19 protein-coding genes are annotated in these 24,375 nt (G+C 33.5%); 15 read left to right on the top strand and 4 right to left on the bottom strand.

Going from position 1 to position 24,375, the window contains the following annotated elements; translation table 11 throughout:
* Positions 1-104 precede the first annotated feature (104 nt).
* Positions 105-632 (top strand): hypothetical protein, encoded by a 528-nt coding sequence (locus ACFX5F_RS05045; RefSeq protein WP_379850525.1) that lies wholly within the window; start codon positions 105-107, stop codon positions 630-632.
* A 75-nt stretch (positions 633-707) separates the two neighbouring features.
* On the opposite strand, the gene ACFX5F_RS05040 is transcribed toward ACFX5F_RS05045, so the two are convergent.
* Both ACFX5F_RS05040 and ACFX5F_RS05035 read right to left on the bottom strand, forming a co-directional pair.
* Complete coding sequence (locus ACFX5F_RS05040) at positions 708-1,370, bottom strand: hypothetical protein (RefSeq protein WP_379850523.1); 663 nt, start codon at positions 1,368-1,370, stop codon at positions 708-710.
* Positions 1,371-1,482: 112 nt separating this feature from the next.
* The gene (locus ACFX5F_RS05035; RefSeq protein ID WP_379850522.1) at positions 1,483-2,055 is read right to left on the bottom strand and encodes a hypothetical protein; all 573 of its coding nucleotides are present in this window, start codon (positions 2,053-2,055) and stop codon (positions 1,483-1,485) included.
* Between the two features lie 295 nt (positions 2,056-2,350).
* Here ACFX5F_RS05035 and ACFX5F_RS05030 point away from each other — a divergent pair, with 295 nt between their 5' ends.
* Genes ACFX5F_RS05030 through ACFX5F_RS05005 form a run of 6 tightly spaced genes read left to right on the top strand, consistent with a single transcriptional unit; the run spans position 2,351 to position 8,200 of the window.
* A complete protein-coding gene (locus ACFX5F_RS05030; protein ID WP_379850520.1) occupies positions 2,351-2,761 on the top strand; it encodes a RidA family protein in 411 nt (136 codons plus the stop codon).
* Positions 2,762-2,806: 45 nt separating this feature from the next.
* Positions 2,807-4,063, top strand: coding sequence for a voltage-gated chloride channel family protein (locus ACFX5F_RS05025; RefSeq protein WP_379850518.1), 1,257 nt, complete (start codon positions 2,807-2,809; stop codon positions 4,061-4,063).
* 60 nt (positions 4,064-4,123) lie between these two features.
* Positions 4,124-5,128, top strand: a complete 1,005-nt coding sequence (locus tag ACFX5F_RS05020) for a DHH family phosphoesterase (protein ID WP_379850516.1) — start codon at positions 4,124-4,126, stop codon at positions 5,126-5,128.
* Positions 5,129-5,134: 6 nt separating this feature from the next.
* On the top strand, positions 5,135-5,785 hold the full coding sequence (gldI, locus tag ACFX5F_RS05015; protein ID WP_379850514.1) for a gliding motility-associated peptidyl-prolyl isomerase GldI: 651 nt from the start codon (positions 5,135-5,137) through the stop codon (positions 5,783-5,785).
* Between the two features lie 20 nt (positions 5,786-5,805).
* Entirely contained in the window at positions 5,806-6,930 is a 1,125-nt protein-coding gene (locus ACFX5F_RS05010) for a peptidylprolyl isomerase (RefSeq protein WP_379850512.1), read from the top strand.
* Positions 6,931-6,982: 52 nt separating this feature from the next.
* A complete protein-coding gene (locus ACFX5F_RS05005) occupies positions 6,983-8,200 on the top strand; it encodes a peptidylprolyl isomerase (protein ID WP_379850510.1) in 1,218 nt (405 codons plus the stop codon).
* A gap of 189 nt (positions 8,201-8,389) precedes the next feature.
* Here the strand turns inward: ACFX5F_RS05005 and ACFX5F_RS05000 are convergent, their stop codons facing one another.
* Both ACFX5F_RS05000 and tnpA read right to left on the bottom strand, forming a co-directional pair.
* The gene (locus ACFX5F_RS05000) at positions 8,390-8,830 is read right to left on the bottom strand and encodes a hypothetical protein (RefSeq protein WP_379850508.1); all 441 of its coding nucleotides are present in this window, start codon (positions 8,828-8,830) and stop codon (positions 8,390-8,392) included.
* Positions 8,831-9,967: 1,137 nt separating this feature from the next.
* Positions 9,968-10,405 carry an IS200/IS605 family transposase gene (tnpA, locus tag ACFX5F_RS04995; RefSeq protein WP_379850506.1) on the bottom strand — a complete coding sequence of 146 codons (438 nt, stop codon included), beginning with the start codon at positions 10,403-10,405 and terminating at the stop codon, positions 9,968-9,970.
* Positions 10,406-10,858: 453 nt separating this feature from the next.
* Here tnpA and ACFX5F_RS04990 point away from each other — a divergent pair, with 453 nt between their 5' ends.
* From ACFX5F_RS04990 to tamL, 8 genes are all read left to right on the top strand, one after another.
* Entirely contained in the window at positions 10,859-11,182 is a 324-nt protein-coding gene (locus ACFX5F_RS04990; protein ID WP_379850504.1) for a nucleoside triphosphate pyrophosphohydrolase family protein, read from the top strand.
* Positions 11,183-11,222: 40 nt separating this feature from the next.
* Entirely contained in the window at positions 11,223-12,695 is a 1,473-nt protein-coding gene (locus ACFX5F_RS04985; protein WP_379850503.1) for a serine hydrolase, read from the top strand.
* 235 nt (positions 12,696-12,930) lie between these two features.
* A complete protein-coding gene (locus ACFX5F_RS04980; protein ID WP_379850501.1) occupies positions 12,931-13,368 on the top strand; it encodes an acyl-CoA thioesterase in 438 nt (145 codons plus the stop codon).
* 4 nt (positions 13,369-13,372) lie between these two features.
* On the top strand, positions 13,373-13,687 hold the full coding sequence (locus ACFX5F_RS04975; protein WP_073206651.1) for a hypothetical protein: 315 nt from the start codon (positions 13,373-13,375) through the stop codon (positions 13,685-13,687).
* A 361-nt stretch (positions 13,688-14,048) separates the two neighbouring features.
* Positions 14,049-14,849 carry an NIPSNAP family protein gene (locus ACFX5F_RS04970; RefSeq protein ID WP_379850499.1) on the top strand — a complete coding sequence of 267 codons (801 nt, stop codon included), beginning with the start codon at positions 14,049-14,051 and terminating at the stop codon, positions 14,847-14,849.
* Between the two features lie 167 nt (positions 14,850-15,016).
* Complete coding sequence (locus ACFX5F_RS04965; protein ID WP_379850497.1) at positions 15,017-16,699, top strand: Na/Pi cotransporter family protein; 1,683 nt, start codon at positions 15,017-15,019, stop codon at positions 16,697-16,699.
* Between the two features lie 227 nt (positions 16,700-16,926).
* Positions 16,927-21,900 carry a translocation/assembly module TamB domain-containing protein gene (locus ACFX5F_RS04960; RefSeq protein ID WP_379850495.1) on the top strand — a complete coding sequence of 1,658 codons (4,974 nt, stop codon included), beginning with the start codon at positions 16,927-16,929 and terminating at the stop codon, positions 21,898-21,900.
* A gap of 7 nt (positions 21,901-21,907) precedes the next feature.
* A complete protein-coding gene (gene tamL, locus ACFX5F_RS04955) occupies positions 21,908-24,199 on the top strand; it encodes a translocation and assembly module lipoprotein TamL (RefSeq protein ID WP_379850493.1) in 2,292 nt (763 codons plus the stop codon).
* Positions 24,200-24,375 lie beyond the last annotated feature (176 nt).

The following is a 24,375-nucleotide window of genomic DNA, read 5'->3' as shown; positions in this document are numbered from 1 at the left end:
CACGACAATATTTAAAAACCAAAAGAGTTATTGTACCGTATATATTTATATTTTTGCACCTTAAATATAACAAAAATCAATCTTACACTAATAAAATAATTTAAATGAAAACAAAAACGTACACTCTAATTACCCTATTAGTCCTATTTTTAGCGTCATGCAATGTGGTAGATCAACTTTTGACCTTCACCATTTCTAATCAAACTTCTTTCACCATTGCAAGTGGATTTCCTCTTAATACCGCTTCTGAAGTAATTACGCCAGATGTTACTACAAATTCAAGTGCTGAATTTCAAAATAATAACACTAATGCTAATTTAGTAAAGGATGCACGATTAAAAGAACTTAAAGTAACCATTACTAACCCCACAGATAAAACTTTCAGTTTCTTAAGATCAATTCATTTATACATTTCAACGGATTCAACTGATGAAATAGAACTAGCTTATTTAGATGACATTAATTCTACCACTAACGTGTTAAATCTAACATTAACAGATGCAAAATTAGACAAATACATTAAAGCATCCAGCTATAAAATAAGAACAAAAGCGGTAATTAAAGAAACCCTAACCAAAGACATAACAGTAAAAGCGGATATGAAATTTAGAGTTACGGCTGATCCGTTTTAAAAAAAAATAAAGCAAAAGAAAACCCGTTGGAGATTTACGTCCAACGGGTTTTTTTATTCCTTTTATTAGGCTATTTTATTCTTTTACAAGTATAATGGTAGCTTTAAAACCCGTTCCAAGATTCCATTGACTCGAGGAAATCAAAGCTCCTTTATCGTCAAATACTTGAAATTGAGCTGTATTTGGACCCGAACTCCCTTGATTCAATGCTTCAAAATCTATTTTATTGAATCCTTTTTCCAAGACTATGTCAAAGCCTTTGTAATCACTGTCCAAATTCACTTGGTATTGAATCACTTTGTCATTCAAATATACCCGAATCTGATCACCATCAACATAAGCTGCATCTCGATAAAGTACCTTGGCAGTAACCGAAGCAGTTTTAAAATCACCTAAATTTTGATTTCTCCTATAAACCGTTCCTTCTTCGTTATCCACCTTTTTATTGAGTTTATCTCTATAAACGTCTCCTGGATTAATAAACTCATTTTTAATAACCATTGAAAAATTGCTAGCAGGCGTCAATAAAGAATTGGGCTTTGGCTTTATAAGATCCGGACTTTTAAAAACATTTGGCGTCGTTATAGGAGGCGAAGTCGATTCCGGTGGAATCACTTTTTTTATTTTTGAAGTTCTATTTATCGGCGCAATCGCCTTAAACTTATTGGAATTAAACTCACTTTGAGCATAGCCATTTAGTGTAATACAAATCATTATAAACAACAAAACCTGTTTCATATACTATCAAAGTTATTTAATCATTTTTTTTAATTTTAAAACTACTACTTCACAACAGTAAAAATCCAATATAACATTTAGAGTTGCAGTAAATCAATTTAGAACCTCTATATTATTCTTTCATTAATATAATGGTTGCCTTATAACCCAGCCCAATATTCCATTGATTTGATGCCTCAACCGTACCTTTGTCATCATAAACCTGAAATTCTGCCGTATTAGGTGCAGCAAAGCCTTCGTTTAATGCTTCAAAATCTATCTTGTTAACGCCTTTTTCCAACTTGATTTCAAAGCCTTTAAATTCTCCATTCAAAATAACCTCAGGCTGAATCATCTTATCGTTTAAATATACTCGAATCTTATCGCCATCCACATAGGCGGCATCACGATATCTTACCTTGGCTGTAACTGAATTCGTTTTGAAATTACCTAAATTCTGATTTTTTTTATAAACCTCTCCTGGAATAATAGCATCATTTTTGGGCACAATAAAATCATTCTTGGGAATCTCAGCCGGTACATAAGGTTTAATTTCGGGCAAATTTACCTTTGACGGAGTTAATTGTTTAACTTTCAGACCCTTATTTTTAGGCGCAACCGCTTTAAATTTTTTGCTAAATTCGTTTTGCGCATATCCACTCAAAGACATACCAACTATCATTATTAAAAATAGAATCCTCTTCATTGCTTGTATTTTAATTTATTTACTGCTTATTTTTTTTTAAAAATAAAAAAACTGATGGCATTAAATCACAAACGTCTTGTAATTTAACTTTCATTTATAACATTCAATTATCAATTTTATTACATTTAAGAACATTTAATTTCCTAGAATACCTTTATAAAAATTGAACTTTTTAATTAAAAACCAGCATTTTTTATTTTACTATTTTTTATAAATTGCAAAAAATATACCAAAAATTTGAAATCAATTTTAAACCTTGAAAATCAAGCGCTATTAACCACCTAAATAAGTAAAAATGAAAAGAGAAAATATATTGACAGGCTCACCGTGGGAAGATAAAATGGGCTACTGTAGAGCAGTTCGTATTGGAAATATCATTGAAGTCTCCGGGACAGTGGCAATTGTTGATGGCGAGGTTGTAAAAGCTAATGATGCGCATGCTCAAACACTAAACATTCTTACAAGAGTAGAGAAAGTGCTCGAAGATCTTAATGTAGGAATGAAAGATGTTATTCGCACTCGAATATTTACTACTGACATTAACAACTTTGAAGCTGTTGCTTCTGCTCACGCTAAATTTTTTAAAGACATAAAACCTACCACTGGTTTTTATGAAATCAGCAAATTGGTAGGTCCTGAATATCTGGTAGAAATAGAATTTACAGCTATAGCCACTGAAAAACCATTAATTCAAGAAGGATTGTAATACTTTAGCAAAAAAAAATCCGAGTCAATTCTAATTTTGAATCTAATGAATTTAGAAAAAATAAAAAAAATCATATTTCTTGCCGCCAAATGGATTTCCATTTGCACATTAATAGGACTTTTTTCAGGCACGGCTTCGGCATTTTTTTTGGTTGCTTTAGAATGGGTTACACAAACTAGAGAAAACAACAATTGGATTATTTGGCTTTTGCCAATAGGAGGTCTGATTATAGGATTAGGCTATTACTATTTGGGCCAAGAAGTGGTAAAAGGCAATAATCTGTTACTAGAAGAATACGACAATCCTAAAAAAACCATTCCTCTAAAAATGGTGCCTTTGGTACTTATTGGAACATTAATCACCCATCTTTTTGGAGGTTCCGCAGGTCGTGAAGGAACAGCAGTACAAATGGGAGGAGCAATAGCCGATCAATTCACAAGCCTTTTCAAACTTGATAATTCGGAACGAAAGACAGTCCTGATTTTAGGAATCAGTGCCGGGTTTGCTTCCATTTTTGGAACACCTTTGGCGGGAGCCTTATTTGCTTTGGAAGTTTTATATTTCAGTAAAATTAATTTCAAGAGTATTGTCCTTTCTTTTATAGTGGCTTACGCAGCTTATTTTACGGTCGAGCTTTGGCAAGTAGAACATACCCTTTACAGCATTCCTGTTGTTCCTGAAATTACTTTCATCAACTTACTTTGGACGATTTTCGTCAGTTTGTTATTTGGCTTTGCCGCCATGCTATTTTCCCGAAGCACCCACTTGTGGCAAACTTTATTTTCGAAAACGATACCGTTCCCCCCGCTTCGTCCTTTTATTGGCGGAATTATTCTTGCAGCTTCAATTTATTTTATAGGTACCACTAAATACATCGGTTTAGGAATTCCAATGATTGTTGATGCCTTTTCGACTCCAAATGCTTCCTATGATTTTCTAATTAAAATACTATTTACTGGTTTTACACTTGGTGCTGGCTTTAAAGGTGGTGAAGTAACTCCACTTTTCTTTGTTGGAGCCACTTTAGGAAGTGCTTTATCAGTAGTCGTTCCTTTGCCTATCGCACTTTTGGCCGGAATGGGATTCGTCGCCGTTTTTTCGGGAGCAACCCATACACCTATTGCCTGCACTGTAATGGGACTAGAACTTTTTGGAATAGAAAGTGGTGTTTTTATTGGCATCGCTTGTTTAATCGCATATTTTTCTTCGGGATCTGTGGGGATTTACCAAGCCCAGATTGTAAAAGGTCCAAAATACCGTTTATACCAAAAAATTAAGAATAAAGATATTGACCTTTTATAATAGGTGAAAATCGTGTTAATGATTTCAACTTTACATTAAAAAAATGTAATTTCGCAATCTATGAAAATACAAGACATTCAAGCGATACAGTTGTTATTATCAACTCCAAAAAAAATTGCCATAATTCCACACCGAGGCCCTGATGGCGATGCTATGGGTTCTACTTTAGGACTGTATCATTTTTTATTAAAAAATAACCACCGTCCGGTAGTGGTTTCTCCAAATGAATTTCCTGATTTTCTGGCTTGGATGCCGGGATCAGAAACCGTTAAAATATACGAAAAAGACAAAGAAAACTGCACTAAAATTCTTGAAGAATCAGAGCTAATTTTTACTTTAGATTTTAATGCTTTACACCGTACAGGTGAAATGGAAAAGGTACTTGAAAAACTAACCGCTCCGTTCATCATGATTGACCATCATCAAAAACCGGATGATTACGCTGCATTTATGTATTCAGATACTTCTTTTGGATCTACTTGCGAGATGTTATACAACTTCATTTGTCTTCTTGGGAAAAAAGCAGATATCGACAAAACTATTGGGACTTGTATTTACACCGGAATTCTTACGGATTCAGGCTCTTTTCGTTTCCCAAAAACAACCGGAACAACGCATCGAATTATTGCCGAATTAATTGATTTAGGTGTTGAAAACACGGAGATTCCAACTTTACTTTTTGACAACAGTTCATACGGGCGTTTGCAATTGTTAGGTAGAGCGCTACAAAACATGAAAGTAATTCCAGAGCATAAAACAGCCTATATAACATTGACACAAGACGAATTAAACTCTTTTGATTATGTAAAAGGAGACACAGAAGGAATCGTAAATTACGGATTAAGCATCAAAGGAATTAACTTTACCGCAATTTTTATTGAAAACAGAGAAGAAAAAGTAATTAAAATTTCATTTCGTTCTCAAGGTGATTTTGATGTCAATCAATTCGCAAGAGATCATTTCCATGGTGGCGGTCATCGCAATGCTGCCGGTGGAAAATCAGAACTTTCCATGGAGGAAACGGTAAAGAAATTTGAAGATTTAGTACAAAAATTAACCCTGTAATACATTATGAAAAATAACCATGCACTTGCAATTGTATTATTATTAGCACTATTAATTTCCAGTTGCAAACAACATCAGGAAGCCAGAAGACCTATTTCACAGGCTTCGGGTAGTTTTATGAAAAAATCGATAGCCCGAAATAAAAAATTAATTTCTGGCGAAGAAGCACAAATTGATGCGGTAATTAGAAGAAATTCAAACATAAAATTTATCGCTTCTACAAAAGGATATTGGTATTCTTACATCACAAAAAACACACTGGACACTCTTACTCCCAAAAAAGGAGACGTTGCATTCTTTGATTACGAATTAAAAGATTTAAAAGGAAATGTCATTTATTCAGAAGTAGAATTGAGACCTCAAATATATTACGTTGACAAACAAAATATTATGATGGGATTGAGAGATGGGATAAAATTAATGCATAAAAAAGAAAAAGTAAATTTCCTTTTCAATTCACACATGGGCTTTGGTTATCATGGTGACAACAAGAAAATTGGCACAAATCAGCCTTTGCTTTGTATAGTGACCTTGCGTGATTTCATACCAGAAGCAGTCTATAAAAAACAGAATGAAATTAAAACAACTTCACCCGCTCCTGTATCTAAACCAGAAGTCATTACCGAAACCACACCAAAAGATACTGTAACACAATAAAAAACAAATATAAAATTCACATGAAAAAAAGCATCCTTCTAGTATTCCTTGTAATTGCATCATTTTATTCTTGTAAAGAAGAACATAATAATCTTCCTGATGGTTTGTATGCCAAAATTGAAACCAACAAAGGGGATATTATTGTACAATTAGATTTTGTAAAAGCGCCAATCACTGTTGCTAATTTTGTGACGCTTGCCGAAGGAAAAAATGAATTTGTCACCAATGAAAACCTTAAAAACAGACCCTTTTTTGACGGATTAAAATTTCACCGAGTAATAAAAGATTTTATGGTTCAAGGTGGAGATCCATTAGGAACGGGATCTGGTGATACAGGATATAAATTTAAAGATGAATTTTCTGATTTAAGATTCGACAAAGCTGGTGTTTTGGCTATGGCCAATAATGGTCCGACGACTAACAGCAGCCAGTTTTTCATAACACACGTTGCGACTCCGTGGTTAGACGGTAAACACACTATTTTCGGCCATGTTGTCGAAAAAGGAATGGAAGTAGTCAACAAAATTGAACAAAATGATTACATGAATAAAGTAACCATTATCAGAAATGGCGAAGCGGCAAAAAAGTTTGATGCCGTAAAAAAATTTCATGATTATTTTGCCGTAGAATCAGAAAACCAAAAGAAAAAATTGGCTATTGATGCCGAAAACAAAAGAGTGTATGACACAAAATACAAAGAGGTACGCAATCAAAAAATAGCCTATTTTGCAGAATTAAAAACGAAGGCAACGATAACTCCTACTGGTTTAAAATACGTTATCATTAAAAAAGGCGGCGGTAAAAAACCAACTAATGGAGCTAATGTATTTATTCATTATGCAGGTTTTCTTGAAGATGGCGAATTATTTGACGCAAGTATTGCAGAAGTAGCTAAAACTTTTGGTAAATACGACGAGAATAGAGCGGCACAAAACGGATACCAACCAATCCCTTTTCAGGCAGGGAAAAAAGATGGCATGATTCCTGGTTTCATTGAAGGATTAGAACAATTATCTTTTGGAGATAAAGCAGTAATTTTTATCCCTTCGAGATTAGGTTATGGAGCAGCTGGTGCTGGTGGGGTAATTCCTCCAAATGCCAATATTATTTTCGAAATCGAATTATTAGAATCAATGCCCAAATAATATTTTACAACAATTATAATTCAAAATTTGTCAGACTTAAATTATTAAGAAAATGAAATCTAAAATTCTACTTTTATTATTTTTGGGCGTACTCAATATGCATGCCCAAGTTAAAAAGAAACCAGTTACAGGTAAAAAACCAATAACTGCAGTTAAGGTAACTCCAAAAATCCCTGTAACTACCGAAGGGATTTTTGCAACAATTTCAACTACTAAAGGAGATATTGTAGTTCAATTGGAGTATGCAAAAACACCGGTAACCGTAGCGAACTTTATCGCTCTTGCTGAAGGAACAAACACTTATATTTTAGACGATAAACTAAAAGGTAAACCTTTTTTTGACGGTTTAAAATTTCACAGAGTCATCAAGGATTTTATGATTCAGGGTGGTGATCCTTCAGGAAATGGATCTGGTGGACCCGGTTATGCGTTCAAAGATGAATTTACAGATTTGAAATTTAATAAGGGTGGAATTTTGGCAATGGCTAATTCAGGACCAACAACTAATGGCAGCCAATTTTTTATTACCCATAAAGAAACGCCTTGGTTAAACGGAAAACACACTATTTTTGGTCATGTTACCCAAGGAATGAACATTGTGAACGGGATTGCTCAAAATGATATAATCACTAAAATCACAATCATCAGAAAAGGACTTTTAGCTAAAAAATTTGATGCTCCAAAAGTATTTGCAGACTACTATGGCAATAAAGCCGAAGATGCTAAAAAACAAGCATTGATTGATGCCGAAAATCAAAAAAAGCAAACTGAAATTCAAGCAGAAAGCAAAAAAGCATACACGCAACAATATGCGCCCGTTATTGCTGCAAAAGTAACCTACCTAGCAACTGCAAAAGCAGGAGCAATTACAACGGCTTCTGGTTTAGCGTATAAAATAGTTAAAAAAGGAAATGGAGTAAAACCAGTTGACGGTTCCACTTTCTACTTTCATTATGCAGGATATTTTGAAGACGGAACCTTATTTGACAGCAGTTATGAAGACGTTTCTAAAGCCTATGGGAAATACGATGCCAACAGAGCCGCTCAAAACGGATACCAGGCTTTTCCTTTTGAAGCGGGTAAAAAAGACGGTATGATTCCCGGATTCATGGAAGCATTAGCACTAATGTCATATGGAGACAAAGCGGTGATTTTTATCCCCTCTAAATTAGCGTATGGAGAAAGAGGTGCCGGAGGAGTTATCCCACCAAATACTAACCTTGTTTTTGAGTTAGAAATGTTTGAAAAACAACCTGTAGCAAAACAGTAAACTTCAAAAAGTATTAAATAAATAAACCCGACAATTTACTTTGAAAATTGTCGGGTTTATTTATTAATTTATTTCGATAAAACTTAATTAATCAAAAATGCAACACACATAAAAGACAGATTAAAAAAACATTTTAAAAATTAGTTTTCTCTGCAACAGCTTTGCGCTATCAGCCATAAATCAATACTATTACTTCTTCCCAAATTTCCAATCGAATTCATCTTTTTGATTGATAATAGCACCAATCTCAAACTTTACCACCTCATCAAATTCCGTTTGAAAGATAATCCAATTGTCTTCGTTAAAATAGTTTTCAAAAGTATCAAATTCCTCTTGTGTGAATTTAATCAGTCCTTTTGGAGCCAATTCTTTTTTAACTTCACTAATTTTTTTATTGATAATTTTAGTCCCGAATAATTCCAAGTCCGGACTCGAAGCTACAATATAACCTAATTTCAAATCTTCTTCAACATAGAACGTCAAACGCACTTTCAATGCATTATATGCAAAAATCACATTGTTGTCTTCGTCTTTATAATTCCGATCCGGATTACCGTAAACAGCGGTAACATCATTCTGTTTCATTCCGAAAAGGAGCTTATCGATTCCGTTTTTTAAGTTGATTTTCATATTCTTTAATTTTGTCGCAAAGTTCGCAAAGTTTTTCGCAAAGTGCACTACCTTTTTTGTTTAAAATTACTTCGGACACCAGCACCAATTAGCCTCCCAATCTTTATAATTTGGGCGTGACCTCGTTGCAGAAAGTATAAATACAAATCCTGTTTTTTATAGCAACAAGGTCGGGCTATCCGCTGCAATCTTTTATTCTCGCTGCGCTTCATAAAAGGATTTTCACTGCTATCCCTCACGAGAAAATGGTAATAACAGCCGAAAATTACACCCACTTAATTACAAAAAGGATCCTGCAAATAAGAAGGTCTTTGACGATTTGTAAGAAAAAAACGTTATATTTGAATTTAAATAATGTGAAACAAACCTTCGCCAATCTACCAATATGTGGGTGCGTATAAGAAGGTTTATTATGCCTGTATACAAGTTGTAGGCAATGTTGCCAAAAAACCGAATTATATGAAAAAAGCATTAATTTTCTTAATTTGAGTTATGATTAGCTGTAATTCAACTAAAGAAATATCAAATTTAGAAAAAGAAAAAATAACTTCTGAACTGGATTACATCTTTAATATTGACTAAAAATATAGTACAGGAACTCCTTCTGAAGACCTTATTAAAAAATCTGGATTAATATAAGCGTGGAAAATTTTTACATTAGAAAGAGATAGCGTTGACCTCGCTAATCAACAAAAAATCAAAAAAATAAATTCAAAATATGGTTATTTAGGATTTGATAAGGTTGGTGGAGAATACTCAGAAATATTCTGAATTACTATCCAACACGCCGATAATGACGTTAAATTTCAACAGAAAATGCTTAAACAATTAGGAAAGGAAATTGAGAAAAATAACGCAGAAAAATCTAATTATGCAATGCTATAAGACAGAATTGCAATTAACCTAAACCAAAAACAGAGATTAGGTTCGCAACTTATTTACAATAAAGCAGGACAAGCAATTCCTAAGAAGGGATTACTTGATTCACTAAATGTTGATAATTTGAGAATTAAATATAATTTACCTCTATTTAAAGAATATTATAATTTCATGACAACATTACATTTTGAAATGACTAAACCACTATGGACTGAAAGTCCATAGATTTGGTTGTCAGACTTAAAGTCTGCATGGTTGCTAGTCTTCAATTATGAAGTTATCATTATTATTTTCATTCGGGTTTCTGTGATGTTCCAAATATTGATTTACCATTTCATCAGTGATATTACCCGTACTCCAACATCCAAAACCTATTGCCCAAAAATGACGTCCCCAATATCTTCTTTTTAGGTCTGGGAATTCAATTTGTAGTTTTCTTGAAGAACGTCCTTTCATTAATTTAACCAAAGTGCTTACATCTTGGGATGGGCGATATTCAATGTGCATGTGGACATGATCTTTTGATACAACTCCCTTTAGTATCTGAACTCCTTCTGCTTCACATATTTGTATCAAAATAGTTCTACAACGCATTTTTATATCACCTTGCAAAACTGCATACCTATACTTTGTAGCCCAAACTATATGAACTGATAATCTTGATACTGTATGTCCATTTGTTCTTTGAAAATCCATATTCAAATGTACATTTTTAGAAGCTAAAAGCGAAATGCACTAAAGTGCATAGTTTTAACTATTTTTGGGACCAATAAAGATCTGTTTTTAAGACAAGGAATGAAAGAACCAAAACTGTATGAATAAAAATACTGCCTACAATCGAGTAGACGGCTCCGCCAGAAACTGACGGAGTGCGTCTCTCACACCACCGTACGTATGAGTCTCGTGTACGGCGGTTCGCAGAGTGATGGGTTGAGTTCTATGTAAATCTCCAACATTGATCGATAGCCTTTCTTCTTAAGTAGCAGTAGGGTAATTGTAGTGGTAAGAATTGGACTCTGAGCGATTCACCAGCCTCCTTTTTTTTTTTTGGTTCTGCTTCAAGCACAAGAATGGTCTTTATGAACTTAGTGACTACAAATCAAATAAAAAATCAAACTCAATATATCTAAATAACAAAATAAAGAACAAATGAAGAGTTTAGATTTACAAGAAATCAAAGAAATGGCGTTAAAAATTAGAGAGCAATACCATCAACTGGAGAAAACCCACCACGGCAGTAAATGGACGGTAGAAGAAGATGCTTTGGCTTTTCTTACTGATGCGGGATTGGTAGGACGTCACACCATGTCACAACAAGGTCGTTGGCCAAAAGGAAATACAAACCCTGAACTGCAGCATAAATTAGGTGAATGTATTTGGTGGCTGACAGTACTTGCTAACCGAATGGACATAGACATTAATGAATCAATCGAATCTTTCTTGATAAAAACTGAAAAATTATTAGCGGAATAAAAATTATAAAAAAAATCAATCACTTAAACCAACAATCATCATGAAACAACTTTCAAAACATTTTGCAGTAAAGACAATCCTAATTGCTTTATTCATTCAACTCGCGACAGTAGCCGTCTCCATTGGGCAAACCAAAACGGAGCAAATCGATAAATTGATGAATCTATACTCGGACTACGGGCAATTTAACGGTTCTATCCTTGTCGCTGACGCTGGTAAAGTCATTTATAAAAAGGGATTTGGAATGGCAAACATGGAATGGAATATTCCGAATCAACCAGATACCAAACACCGGTTGGGTTCCGTTACCAAACAATTTACTTCCATGTTGATCCTTCAATTAGTCGAGCAGGGAAAATTAAAGTTCGATGCTCCTATCGCAACATATCTTCCTGATTATCCTAAAGCATCAGGTGATAAAATTACTATTCATCATTTGCTGACACACACATCAGGAATTCCAAATTATACTTCGTTTCCTAATTTTGTAAAAGAATTAAGCATCAATCCTTACAGTCCTGAAGCATTTGTAAAAAAATTCGCTGACTTACCGCTGGAATTTACCCCTGGCGAAAAATTTGCCTACAGCAATTCCGGTTATTTTTTATTGGGGTACATCATAGAGAAGGCTTCCGGCAAAACTTACGAGCAGTTTTTACAAGACAATATTCTTACGCCTCTTAAAATGACTAATACTGGATTCGATCACCATGAAACTATTCTGAAAAACAGAGCTTCTGGTTATGAGAAAAATGGTAAAAATTATCTTAATGCCAGTTATCTTGATTTATCTATCCCCTACGCTGCGGGTTCTTTGTATTCAACCGTAAATGATTTGTATTTGTGGGACCAAGCACTTTACACAGAACAATTACTTTCGAAAAAAAATAAAGATTTATTGTTTAATCCCTACATACCAGCAGGACCTGGACATTATGGTTACGGATGGTTTATCAATAAGGCTTTTAATGGAGAAAAGAATGACAGCTTAACGGTTGTTGAACATGGCGGTGGAATAAATGGATTCAACACTTTGGTTTCCCGAATTCCGTCTGATAAAAATTTAGTTGTTTTGTTAAATAACACCGGAGGTGCAAAATTAATCGAGATGAACACTGCTATTAGAAATATCCTTTACAATAAACCGTACAGTATGCCTAAGAAATCATTGGCCATTGCTTTCGTAGACGTTATTCTGGAAAAAGGAATTGCATCCGGACTTACTTATTTTAAAGAAAATAAAAATTCAAGTGTCTACGCTATCAACGAAAATGAAATGAACAGCGCCGGATATCAATTATTACAAACCGGAAAAATAAAAGAAGCGATAGAAGTTTTCAAACTAAATGTGGAAGCTTTTCCGCAATCAGGAAATGCTTACGATAGTTTGGGCGAAGCCTATTTGAAAAATGGAGATAAAAAACTTGCGATTATAAATTATAAAAAATCCGTGGAGCTTGATCCTAACAATGCAAATGGAAAAAAAGTATTGGATGAAATTTCCAAACAATAAATTATTAAACCTTTTTTAAAAATCAAAAAAACTGCAATTTTCATTGCAGTTTTTTTATAATCAAACTTCGATTGTATTGTTTTCAATTACATATAGGTATTATCGTATTTTGTTAAAATTACCCGAAATTATAAGCAATTATTATTTTCTTACCTCCTTTTTTTTGTATTTTCGATTTTCTAAAAAATTATAGTGCTTTCCTAATCTTGGAATCTGCTTTAAAATAAAAACAATAATGACATTATTTAGCAAAGAATTATCTTTTCGTTGGTCAGACCTTGACCCTAATTTTCATGTGCGACACAGTGCCTATTATGATTTTGGTGCTCAACATCGTATTGAAATTCTGGAAAGCCTGGGTTTAACCATGAAGGTTTTGCGATCACAAAATTTTGGTCCCATATTATTCAAGGAAGAATGCGTTTTTAGAAAAGAAATAATGCTTTCGGATAAAATAGTTATGCATACCAAAATTTCTAAAATGAGACCCGATGCTTCCCGTTGGTCCATTGTACATGAATTTATTAATGACGAAGATAAACTTTGTGCTATAATTACCGTGGATGGTGCCTGGATGGATACAAAACTGCGCAAAATAGCCAACCCAACACCCGAAATAGCGATGGACGCTATTCGTAATTTCCCTAAAACTAATGATTTTCTAGAACTTTAAATTTATGAAACAATTTTTTAAAATTGCCAGCTGCTTACTAATTGTAATGGCACTGGCTGTAAGCTGCAGTCCCTTGATAAACGCAAACACCACTGATTTCACCACTGGAAAAGTGCAGGAAATCGTAGCGGGCAAAGACGGTTATACCGCCAAATTAGCAGCAACCGACAATTCAATTTATCTAGTGACTATCAGTCGCGCCAATTTATTTGAACCAACGCAATATAGACAGGTTTCAACTGGAGAAACTATACAAGTGAAAGGGGATGTTTTTAAAATTTCAGGCGTTAATCATATGACAGTGCGAGTGCTGAAGTAACGAAAAACAAAAAGATTGTAAATCAAGAATTAAAAAGTCAGTAGAACATGTTCTGCTGACTTTTTTGCATTTATCAAATATTTTTCTACAAATTAGTTCTGCTTCGATTAAAAAGTCCAACAATAAACAAAAGAACAATAGCGCCTAAAACCGCTCTACTTGACAAATTACAACAATCGGTTTCACCACCGCCAATACCAAATCTGGTACCTAAACAAACTCCAGAAAAACTCTAGCAATCATGATTGTTTTATTAATTATATTCTATTTAAATAGGTCGAATTGAATAGTTCAAAAAAGTAATCCTTTTTTCATACTTTTATAGACGAAATGTTATTAATTTCTAACTGAAAAACAAAATATGAAAACAACAAAATTACTATTCTTGGTAATTATCGGACTGTCCATCTGCAGTTTTAAGACTGTAACTTCTGATTCTAAAATCGTAGTTCAATCAAGCGAATTCTACCAACTCAAAACCTACGTTTTAAACACGGAACAACAAGTTCAAACCACCGAAAAATATTTAAAAGAATCCTATTTACCTGGATTGAAAAAACTGGGAATTAAAAATATTGGGGTTTTCAAACCAAAGCCAAATCCTAATGACACCCTTAAAAAAATTATTGTTTTAATTCCATTCTCGTCCCTATCTCAATTTCTTGGAGTAGAAGAAAAATTAGCTAAAGACAAATCTTATTTAGCCACCGGAACAGATTATTTGAAAGCGACCTATAATAAAGCACCTTATGTGCGTATCGAATCTGTATTATTGAAAGCATTTGCAGATCATCCCATTTTGACAACTCCTGTTTTGAATAGTCCAAGAGCAAACAGAGTTTATGAATTAAGAAGTTATGAATCAGCAACAGAAGCAATTTATAGAAATAAAGTGGATATGTTTAATGCTGGTGGAGAAGTAAAACTCTTTGAACGCCTTACATTTAATCCGGTTTTTTACGGCGAAGTAATTTCGGGAGCCAAGATGCCAAACCTGATGTACATGACTACTTTTACAGATCAGGAAAGTCGCGATGCACACTGGAAAGCTTTTGTAGATTCGCCAGAATGGAAAGGGCTAATCGCTATGGAAAAATACAAAAACAATATTTCCCACATCGATATCACTTTTTTATACCCAACGGATTATTCCGATTATTAATCCCTTAGATGCCTTGAAGTAACCAAAACTACAACCCTGAATAAGTTGTAGTTTTTTTTATAAAACAACGAAACAATATTCATTTCAAGACTTTATAAAGATAAAAATGAACGCTATACGTATAATAAAGCCATTAAATTTAAGTATCTTTATTCCTATATACTGCTATGGATACCTTCAATCATTTCTTAAAACTTGCAGGTGGGATTGGTTTATTCCTTTTTGCTATGTATCTGCTGGAGGAATCCCTAAAAAATCTTTCAGGACGACGCTTCAAACTTTTTTTGCAACACATAACAAAAAATAAATTTGGCGGTGTTATTGGCGGTGTATTCATAACAGGTATTCTTCAAAGTAGTTCTATGGTTACATTGATGCTACTAGCTTTTGTAGGTGCAGGGGTTTTCAGTATGAGAAACGCTATGGCAATTATCTTAGGTGCAAATCTGGGAACAACAGTTAATAGTTGGCTAATTGCAAGTCTCGGTTTTAAAGTGGATATTGAAGTAATTGCGTATCCTACAATATGCTTAGGAGGTATATTTCTTATCCTTTTTAGTAATCGCAAATCAATGAAATACCTTGCCTATTTCCTTTTTGGTTTTGGTTTACTTTTCATTGGTCTTTCCTTTATGAAAACCGCAATGGAATCACAAGTACAGGATTTTGATTTTTCAAAATATGTTGAAATGCCAAAAATCGTTTTTATATTTATTGGTTTTCTAATTACACTTATTGTACAATCCAGCTCTGTAACTATGGCCCTTACGCTTAGTGCGCTTAACGCCGGCGCGATTAGTTTTCCTATTGCGGCTACAATTGCACTGGGATCAGAAACGGGTACTATCATTAAAATTGTTTTAGGAGCTATTGGCGGCAATGCTTCAAAAAAACGAATTGTACTGGGTAATTTATTTTTTAATATTTTTATTACGGGGTTGGCTTTTTTATTTTTGAATCCACTTCTTCTGTTGATTACTGATGTTTTGAATATAAAAGATCCGCTAATAGGGCTAGCCACTTTTTCCAGTCTGATTAATTTTGTAGCCATTCTTATTTTTTTTCCAATACTGAATTCCTTCACAAAGTTTTTGGAATTATTTTTTAAAGATACCGATGCAGCTTCGGCTGCATTTATTAGTCATGCTACAATCAAAGAACCTGAAACTTCCCTTGATTTACTCCGTATGGAAACAAAATATTTCATACACAATTCAATGGTATACAACTTGGAACTATTCAAAATTGACACCTTGACGCTTCGTGAAAATGATGACTTTAAAACAATCAATGAAAAAAGAAATTTCTTTTCGAAAACTACAGAAGAAAAATACGAATTTCTGAAGCAATTACAAGGTGAGATACAATCGTTTTATTTAGAACTACGAACACAAGTAGAAGGAGAACAACAAGCGCAACTCAACCAACTAATTTCAGCTGTACGCAGTGCCATGCATGCTGTAAAAAGTGTGAAAGACATTGGAACAAATATTACAAACCTCCGTAATTCGTCAAAAGACATCAAGTACAATTTCTTTATACATCATAAAAAAGAAACCGAAAACTTATACCTTGAACTTTATTTAATGCTTACTCAAGTTACAAAAGCAAGATTTGAAGAATTACAGCTTCTATTTGATTCTATCCAAAATAATTACACTACCGCTCTCAACACTTTTTATACCGAAGCCGTAAATGCTCCTATTGAAAAAATAGATATAACGACTGTCATCAATTTTAACAGAGAATTATTCACCTCTAATAAAGCAATGGTTATGGCTATAAAAGAAATAGTTTTAGATGAAAAACAAGCTGAAATTTTCAATGAGATTCCAAAATATAAGACTTAAATAAATATCCATTCGTTTTCTTGACTCTAAACAATTGTTTAATAGTTAGTTACTAATTTTTAAAATTATCTCCAACCTTATTTAATCCAAAAATTTTACAATATTTACTCAAAAATTTATAAGGTTTTTCTAATTGAAATTTACATCTTTGTAGATTACTCGATTTTAGATTAAAATTGTTAATCTGGTTTAAATTGGTTATTTTTAAACCTTAAAAAACACTTCATTTGAAAAACTATTTAAAGAAAATTTTAAAAATTTTCCTTTGGACATTAGGAGCAATCATACTTTTGCTTCTTTTGCTAATAGCCATTATTCAAATTCCTTCCGTTCAAAACTATGCTAAAGAAAAAGCAGTAACCTATCTTGAAGGTAAGATTAAGACCAAAATTACTATTGACACTTTACAAATTGGATTTCCACAAAAGATAATACTCAAAGGTGTTTATTTTCAGGATCAAAAAAAAGATACGCTTTTAGCCGGACAAAAATTGGCCGCTGATATTAGTCTGCTGCAATTAATGAATAACAAAATTGAGATCAACTCGCTCGAACTTGAAGGAATTACGGCTAATTTAAATAGAGATACGAAAGCAGTCTTTAATTTTGAATATATCTTCAAAGCTTTTGCTTCACCAGAGAAACAAAAGAGCGATTCTCCTCCGATGCAATTTTCAGTATCCGAAATTAAGCTGGACCGAATAAAATTTAACTATAATGATGCCGTTACAAAAAATGATTTAAATGCTAATCTTAATCATTTTGAAACAACTGTAAAAACGTTTGATTTAGACCAGATGATTTTTGAAATTCCAAAAGCTAAAATTAATGGTTTACGGTTTAAATTAAAACAAGGTTTGGTTCAAATATCCAATAGGACCAAAATTGCTGCTATAAAAAATGCACCGGAATCCATCTTAAAATTAAAACTGGGAGAAATTGATTTTGCTAAAATTGATTTTGATTACGAAAGTGACGAAACCAAATTATCAACTAAATTTTATTTAAAAAAACTATTAGCTAAAATTGATAAAATTGATTTTAACAATCAATTATTATTATTTGACAGTATTGATTTAACCGGTGCAGAAGGAGAATTAGCTTTTGGTAAACTTGACCCAACAACTGCAAAAAAAGAAACTAATACTGAACCTAGCAACTGGGAAGTCAAAGTAACTAAAACTGAGTTTAAACGAGTGAACTTCCGATATGACAATAATAATATTGACAGAATAAACGAAGGCATCGATTACAACCATTTAGATTTTACTAAATTAAACCTACAAGTAGATGCTTTGTATTACAATCCGGAAAATATTTCCGGGGATGTAAATTCATTAACATTTAGAGACAAAAGTGGTTTAAACGTTCAATCGTTTAATGCTGAATTTTTCTATGGTAAAAAGAATGCTTTTCTTAAAAAATTATATTTAAAAACGCCTCAGACTGAATTGAGAGATGAAATTCTTATAAGTTATCCTTCCATTCAATCCTTGGTTAAAGATCCAGGGGAATTAGGGATTACAGCTAACTTGAAGAAAAGTAAATTGGGTATTAAAGATATTTTGCTTTTTGCGCCCATTTTAATAAAAACGAATCCTTTCATGAGTTATCCCAATGCGATACTGCATGTAAATGGTAAAGTGTCGGGAAAATTGAAGAATTTTGCGTTTCCAGGTGTTGAAATCAGCGGTATCGGAACTACGAAAGTGGCTGCTAGCGGAAGAATCATTGGTTTGCCGGACGTCAATAAAGCGTACTTTGATTTGAATATTAAAGATTTGCAATCCGGTTCTAAAGATCTCAATGGAATTTTACCTCCGGGAACGATTCCAAATTCAATACAAATGCCTTCAAAGTTCAGTACAGTAGGAACTTTCAAAGGAACTATTGCTAATTTTAATACAAATTTGAAATTGGTAAGTAGTTTTGGAAACGCAAAAATCAATGGTACATACGACCGCAGAATAAAAAATTACGATCGATATGATGCTAAAATGGAACTGACCAATTTTGATTTAGGGAAATTTATCAAAAAAGATTCTATTGGAAAAGTCACTTTAAAGGCGAACATTAAAGGAAGTGGTTCTAATCTAAAAACAGCTACAGCTTCCTTGAACGGAACGATTCAAAAAGCGTACTATAACAAATATACGTACCATAATTTGAGTGTAAAAGGGAATATTCGTAACGGAAATTTCAACGCAACTGCGGTTGCAAAAGATCCTAATCTGACTTTTGATTTGGTTAGCAGCGGAAGTTTTAGAGACAAATATCCAACCGGAAAATTAAAACTGAATATTGATATCGCGGATTTGGAAAAACTAAATCTTCACGCTGGTCCTATGAAAATTAGAGGCGTTGTTGATGCTGATATTCAATCTGCTAATTTAGATTATCTTAATGGTACTCTAAATGCGCATAATATTGCCATTGCAAATGCAAAAGAACAATTTGTAATAGATTCAATAAGCGTAGTTGCAACATCCACTTCTGAAAAGAATTCATTAGTATTGAAATCTCCGTTTATGGATGGAGAAGTAAACGGGAAATACAAGTTATCAAAAATAGCGACAGCCTTATCTAATTCTATAACGAAGTATTACGACAGTAAGCCAAATTCAAGAAAAATCGCTGTTGAAAAACAACAGTTTGCTTTTAAAATTGGTGTAAAAGACAGTCCTATTTTATTGAAACTTATCCTCGAATTGAAAAGTCTAGAGCCTATTAACATCAATGGAAGATACAATTCTGTCAACGATTCTATAGTTCTGAACGGTACAATTCCAAAATTAATTTACGGAGAAAATACGATAACAAATGCCGTATTTAAAGTTGACACTCAAGATAAAGCTCTCGTTTATAGTTTAATTGTAGACGACATCCAAAACAAGCAAATTCAGTTGCCTTACACCAATATTTCGGGGAAAGTACAAAACAACATTCTGGATTATACGCTGCAATTAAAAGATGTAAAAGACGTAGAACGATACATAATAAGTGGAACTTTGCAAGCAAAAAACGGAAATAACGAAGTAAATCTTGACCCAAGTAATCTATTACTTAACTACGAAACTTGGAAAATAGCACAAGATAATTTAATTCGTTTTGGCAAAAGAGGAATTTACGCTGATAATTTCGAATTGAGTAAAGAGGGAAGCAGCATCAAAATACAATCACAATCTAACGCTACAAATGCACCGATCGCAATTGATTTCAAAGATTTTGACATCAAAACCATTACTAGTATAGTTGAAAAACAGGATTTACAAATGAGTGGTAAAATCAATGGAAATGCATTGGTTAAGAATGCAACTACATCTCCACTTTTTACTGCGGATTTAAACATTGAAAATTTTACTTTCAAAAAAGATACCGTTGGTAACATTAATATAAAAATAAACAACGTTTTTGCTAATAGATACGATGCGGTAATTTCGATTACAGGCCAGGGAAACCAAGTCAATTTAGACGGAAATTACAAAACAACTGACAGTAGTTTTGATATGAATCTCGCTATTGAAAAACTGAACCTGAAAAGTATTCAAGGTTTTACATTGGATAATATAAAAGAAAGTACCGGATTTTTTAGTGGTAATTTCAAGATTACAGGGAATACGTCTCAACCTAAAGTTGTTGGAGAGCTACAATTCAATGAAATTGGCTTCAAAGCCACGCAACTCAATTCAAAATTCAAGTCTGCAAATGATAAAATTGTATTTACTGGTGACGCGATACTTTTCAATAATTTCATTATAAAAGACGAGAAAGACAATGATTTAACTATTAACGGAAAAATTAACAGTACCAATTTCAGCAATTTTGGTTTTGATTTAGCGTTGGACGCAGACAATTTTAAAGCTGTTAATTCTAAAGCGAAAGATAATGCAATGTATTATGGCGAACTGTACTTAGATAATCATTTAAAAATATCAGGGAATTTAGACAATCCTATAGTAGAAGGTAATATTAAAATTAACAAAGACACTAAATTCACTATTGTTTTACCACAATCTGACCCCTCAATAGCGGACAGAGAAGGTATTGTAGAATTCATTGATCAGGACAATCCACAATTAATGGGGGAAATAGCTCTGGCAGAATTTACTAGCGACTCTGAAATAAAAGGAATCAATGCTTCTGTGAATATTGAAATAGATAAAGAAGCCGAATTATCTTTGGTTATTGACAAGGCAAACGGTGATTTCTTAAAATTAAAAGGTGAAGCACAATTGAATGGAGGAATTGATCCATCCGGAAAAACAACGCTGACCGGACGATATGAATTATCCGAAGGAAGTTACGAAATGAACTTTAATGCTATTAAGAGAAAATTTGATATCAAAAAAGGTAGTTATATTTTGTGGACTGGTGAGCCAACCACCGCCGACATTAGTATCACTGCAATTTATAAAACAGAAGCAGCACCAATTGATTTAGTAAATGATCAATTAGGAACTGTAACTGCAGAAGTTAGAAATACCTACAAACAAAGAATTCCTTTTGAAACCAGATTAAAAATGACTGGTGAACTGATGAAACCCACTATTTCGTTTGACATCGTTTTACCAGAAGGAAACAATAGCGTTTCAACCGAAATCATCAATGCTACACAAGCCAAACTGACTCAGTTGCGCCAGCAACCGGATGAACTGAATAAACAGGTTTTTGCCTTATTACTACTGAATCGTTTCATTGGAGAAAATCCATTTGCAAGTGAAGCAGGAAGACCAAATGTTTCTTCACTGGCGAGAGAAAGTGTCAGCAAAATTTTATCGCAACAACTTAATAATCTGGCCGGCGATTTAATCAGCGGTGTAGAACTTAATTTTGATTTAAATACATCTGACGATTATACAACGGGACAAAAAGCAAATAAAACTGATTTGAATGTTGGAATTTCTAAAAAATTGCTGAACGACCGATTGAAAGTTACTGTTGGAAGCAGCTTTGGAATTGAAGGTCCACAACAAGTTAATCAAAATGCCAATAATATAGCGGGAGATGTTTCTATAGATTACCAGCTTTCGAAAGACGGCAGATATAAAATGCGAGCATACCGTATCAACAAATACCAAGTGGCACTTCAAGGTGAAGTTGTAGAGACTGGAATTGCATTTATAATCACATTGGATTACAACAAATTCAAGGAATTGTTTGGAAAAAGTAAAGCGCGAAAAGCAGCTAAAAAAAATAAATAATAAACTCATGAACAAGAGCCATTTACTATATTTCCTTTTGCTAGCATTGTTTGCATTTTCCTGCAGTAACACAAAATTTTTACCCGAAGGAGAACTACTTTATACTGGAGCGACAGTAAAAGTGGAAGGAAGTGAAATCTCTAATAAAGAAAAAAAAGCTTTAAAAACAGCCTTAGAAGATATTCTTAGACCAAAACCAAATTCTTCAATCCTGGGATTAAGGCCTAAATTATACATTTACAATTTAGCGGGAACACCTAAAAAAGAAAAAGGATGGCGCTACTGGTTGAAAACTAAAGTGGGTGAAGCGCCCGTTTTATACAGTAAAGTTGATTTAGAATACAGCAAAAGTGTTTTACAGAACTTCTCAGAAAATAGTGGGTATTTCAATACTAAAACTTCCGCAGATTCAACCCGACACGGTAAAAAAGCAACTGCAGAATATGTTGTCAAGCCTGGTAGACAATATAAGATCCGAGAAGTAAAATTCCCAATAGATTCTGCTGTAATATCTAGTGCTGTTCGAAATACAGAAAGCACAAGTTTGCTAAAGAAAGATAATGGTTATAGCCTTGATGCGATAAAACTAGAAAGAATTCGCATAGATGCCAGACTAAAGGAAAAAGGCTTTTTTTACTTTAACCCGGATTATCTCAAAGTACAAGTAGACAGCACTGTTGCAGATCATCAGGTGGATCTTATCGTAAAAGTAAAAGACGAAACTCCAAAACTGGCTGAGATACCATTTAAGATTAATAAAATTATCGTGTATCCAAATTATACCATTGGTTCAGACAGCATTCGACCTGATTATAACGCAATCAAAAAATACAACGATTTTACGATTATAGATCCAGAGAATTTATTCAAACCTAGAGTTTTTGATCGTACCTTGTATTTTAAAAAAGAAGATTTATACAATCGTACCAACCATAATTTATCCTTGAACAGATTAGTTAATTTAGGAACTTTCAAATTCGTTAAAAACCAGTTTAAACCTTCTGATACCTTAGGGAATTATTTGGACGCGTATTATTATCTCACGCCGTTACCAAAAAAATCACTTCGTTTAGAAGTCTTGGCAAAAACCAATTCTGCTAATTATACCGGAACCGAATTAAATATAAACTGGAGTAATCGAAACACTTTCAGAGGTGCTGAATTACTTACCATAAGCGCTTTTGGTGGCGTTGAGGTGCAGGTTTCCGGACAGAATAACGGATTTAATGTATATCGCGTTGGAACCGAAGCTAATTTAATTTGGCCACGAGTAGTAGCACCATTTAAAGTGAATTCGCCAAGCGGTTTTGTACCAAAAACAAAAGCTACTCTTGGATATGAATTTCAAAACCGAATCAAATTGTATTCCTTACAGACCTTTAAAGGTTCGTTTGGCTATTTGTGGAAAGAAAATGAGCGAAAAGAACATTTATTGAATATCACTGAGATTACTTATGCAAGTCCGCAAAATGTAACTCCATTATACCAGGAACAAATTGCAGCTAATCCTTCTTTAGGGAAAGTAATTGAGAAACAATTAATCTTTGGTCCTACGTATTCTTATACCTACACCAATACATTAGAGAAAAGAAAGAAAAACACATTTTACTATAAAGGAACTTTAGACTTAGCAGGAAACATTGCAGGATTGGCCACAGGAGCGAACATCTCAAAAGGAGAAACAATTAAACTGTTTGATGTTCCTTTTAGCCAATTTGTAAAAATAGAAAACGATTTTAGACACTACTTGAAATTAGGCCCAGATTCACAACTTGCCAGCAGAATTATTGTGGGTGCTGGATTTGCTTACGGAAATTCGAATGAAATGCCATTTATAAAGCAGTTTTTTATTGGTGGAACTAATAGTTTAAGAGCGTTTCGGGCTCGTTCTATAGGTCCCGGAACTTATGATGGTACTGCCACAACGAGTAGTTTTTTAGCAGATCAATCAGGAGATTTAAAAGTGGAGTTCAATACGGAGTATCGAGCAAAAATTTATGGTCTGGTAAAAGGTGCCTTATTCCTAGATGCGGGAAATATTTGGCTGTTACAAGATAACCCTGAAAAACCAGGAGCTAAATTTTCTAAAAATTTCATGAATGAAATAGCGGTTGGAACCGGAGCCGGATTGCGTTTTGATTTCTCTTTTCTAATTCTGAGAACAGACTTCGCCTTCCCTATTCGGAAACCTTATTTGCCGGATGGGCAACGCTGGGTTTTAGATCAAATCAATTTTGGAAGTAGCACGTGGAGAAAAGAAAATTTAGTTTTCAATTTGGCTATTGGATATCCTTTTTAGGTAGAAATTAAGGCAATAAAAACTTTTTAGAAAAAAGTTCCATTAATTTTTGGTTGAAAATTTCAACACTTTTAACAAATTTATTTGGAACATTCGTAAGTACCACTAAATAAAAAACATTTAATTTAGCTTACTCTCCTATAAAAGCTATATAATTATTTACTGTAATTTGTATT

Origin of the sequence: Flavobacterium zhoui (assembly GCF_042787235.1) — a bacterium.
Classification (GTDB): domain Bacteria; phylum Bacteroidota; class Bacteroidia; order Flavobacteriales; family Flavobacteriaceae; genus Flavobacterium; species Flavobacterium zhoui.
This window is presented reverse-complemented; position numbering and strand designations above follow the sequence as displayed.

Excerpts from the sequence above, each read along its gene's own strand:
- ACFX5F_RS05005 (WP_379850510.1), top strand. The coding sequence starts at position 6,983 with ATGAAATCTAAAATTCTACTTTTATTATTTTTGGGCGTACTCAATATG.
- ACFX5F_RS05045 (WP_379850525.1), top strand. The coding sequence starts at position 105 with ATGAAAACAAAAACGTACACTCTAATTACCCTATTAGTCCTATTTTTA.
- ACFX5F_RS05025 (WP_379850518.1), top strand. The coding sequence starts at position 2,807 with ATGAATTTAGAAAAAATAAAAAAAATCATATTTCTTGCCGCCAAATGG.
- ACFX5F_RS04975 (WP_073206651.1), top strand. The coding sequence starts at position 13,373 with ATGAAACAATTTTTTAAAATTGCCAGCTGCTTACTAATTGTAATGGCA.
- ACFX5F_RS05020 (WP_379850516.1), top strand. The coding sequence starts at position 4,124 with ATGAAAATACAAGACATTCAAGCGATACAGTTGTTATTATCAACTCCA.
- ACFX5F_RS05030 (WP_379850520.1), top strand. The coding sequence starts at position 2,351 with ATGAAAAGAGAAAATATATTGACAGGCTCACCGTGGGAAGATAAAATG.
- ACFX5F_RS05010 (WP_379850512.1), top strand. The coding sequence starts at position 5,806 with ATGAAAAAAAGCATCCTTCTAGTATTCCTTGTAATTGCATCATTTTAT.
- ACFX5F_RS05040 (WP_379850523.1), bottom strand. The coding sequence starts at position 1,370 with ATGAAACAGGTTTTGTTGTTTATAATGATTTGTATTACACTAAATGGC.
- ACFX5F_RS04980 (WP_379850501.1), top strand. The coding sequence starts at position 12,931 with ATGACATTATTTAGCAAAGAATTATCTTTTCGTTGGTCAGACCTTGAC.
- gldI (WP_379850514.1), top strand. The coding sequence starts at position 5,135 with ATGAAAAATAACCATGCACTTGCAATTGTATTATTATTAGCACTATTA.
- ACFX5F_RS04965 (WP_379850497.1), top strand. The coding sequence starts at position 15,017 with ATGGATACCTTCAATCATTTCTTAAAACTTGCAGGTGGGATTGGTTTA.
- ACFX5F_RS04990 (WP_379850504.1), top strand. The coding sequence starts at position 10,859 with ATGAAGAGTTTAGATTTACAAGAAATCAAAGAAATGGCGTTAAAAATT.
- ACFX5F_RS04985 (WP_379850503.1), top strand. The coding sequence starts at position 11,223 with ATGAAACAACTTTCAAAACATTTTGCAGTAAAGACAATCCTAATTGCT.
- ACFX5F_RS05035 (WP_379850522.1), bottom strand. The coding sequence starts at position 2,055 with ATGAAGAGGATTCTATTTTTAATAATGATAGTTGGTATGTCTTTGAGT.
- tnpA (WP_379850506.1), bottom strand. The coding sequence starts at position 10,405 with ATGGATTTTCAAAGAACAAATGGACATACAGTATCAAGATTATCAGTT.
- ACFX5F_RS05000 (WP_379850508.1), bottom strand. The coding sequence starts at position 8,830 with ATGAAAATCAACTTAAAAAACGGAATCGATAAGCTCCTTTTCGGAATG.
- tamL (WP_379850493.1), top strand. The coding sequence starts at position 21,908 with ATGAACAAGAGCCATTTACTATATTTCCTTTTGCTAGCATTGTTTGCA.
- ACFX5F_RS04970 (WP_379850499.1), top strand. The coding sequence starts at position 14,049 with ATGAAAACAACAAAATTACTATTCTTGGTAATTATCGGACTGTCCATC.